Source organism: Pedobacter sp. MC2016-24 (assembly GCF_015223055.1).
GTDB lineage: Bacteria > Bacteroidota > Bacteroidia > Sphingobacteriales > Sphingobacteriaceae > Pedobacter.
In genome coordinates this window covers 1-874 of the sequence record NZ_JADFBX010000043.1, presented here as the reverse complement: position 1 = coordinate 874, position 874 = coordinate 1, and the positions used below count along the sequence as shown (strand labels likewise).

At 36.0% G+C, this 874-nt stretch carries 2 protein-coding genes; both read left to right on the top strand.

Annotation, left to right across the window (positions count from 1 at the left end; genetic code table 11):
* Positions 1 to 120: 120 nt before the first annotated feature.
* On the top strand, positions 121 to 327 hold the full coding sequence (locus IM797_RS28175; RefSeq protein ID WP_194130562.1) for a hypothetical protein: 207 nt from the start codon (positions 121 to 123) through the stop codon (positions 325 to 327).
* Entirely contained in the window at positions 317 to 643 is a 327-nt protein-coding gene (locus IM797_RS28170) for a type II toxin-antitoxin system RelE/ParE family toxin (protein WP_194130561.1), read from the top strand. The genes IM797_RS28175 and IM797_RS28170 overlap by 11 nt, the downstream gene beginning before the upstream one ends.
* Positions 644 to 874 lie beyond the last annotated feature (231 nt).

Sequence of the window (874 nt, the reverse complement as noted above, 5' to 3'; positions counted from 1 at the left end):
ACAGTTTCACCTTTATAGTTTAGCACAGCCCCGGTATAACATCACTCCAGTTATGTGGATTTTGAGTTATACGGATTTTGGTGAAAAAGTTTACCTTTGTGAAGACTAAATTGTCATTTTATGCAGGTTACATTAGAAATAAAAGGTGATAAGGCCTTTTCAATATTGGAAGTGCTTAAGAGCATGAAAGGAGTTAAGGTTAAATCTGTAGATCAGTCTAAAGAAGAGTATCTTAAATTGCTGTCTGATGCATATAAGCAAACAGAACTGGCAGAGGAAGGTAAATTGAAATTGAAAAGTTTTGATGATTTGATCGGTGAGCTATAGTATTCTTACATCTGAGCTTTTTGATAAAGAATTCAAACGACTTTGTAAAAAGCATAAATCTGCAAAGGCAGACGTAATTGCTTTTGTGGCAGAATTGAAAAATAATCCTATCCAGGGAACAAAATTGGGAAATGATTGCTATAAAATTCGAATAGCCATAGCAAGCAAAAGAAAAGGTAAGTCGGGGGGCGCAAGATTAATCACACGGGTGCGCGTTGTAAATGAAACCATTTATTTACTGTCTATATATGATAAGTCGGAACAAGAGTCCATTTCTGACAAGGATCTGGAAGCTGTGTTGAAGTCATTACGCTAATTATTTCTGAATACGATCAAGTCCTGCACATGGGATCGTGATGTTATAAATCTGGATTATCAATCACATCTCATTTAGTTGTTCAGTTTAAAAGGCCAATCTGTTTTTAGCTTTTGAGTTTTTCCGCTTGAAGCTAAGCGACTTAGCGGCACTAAACAATTATTAGTGTCTAAATGTTTGGTGGGTGGATAAATTTTCTTACTTTTGCAACCCGCTTCGGAGGAAGGGAAA

What these genes read in the sequence shown, in the direction of transcription:
- IM797_RS28175 (WP_194130562.1), top strand. Translation starts at nt 121, where the DNA reads ATGCAGGTTACATTAGAAATAAAAGGTGATAAGGCCTTTTCAATATTG.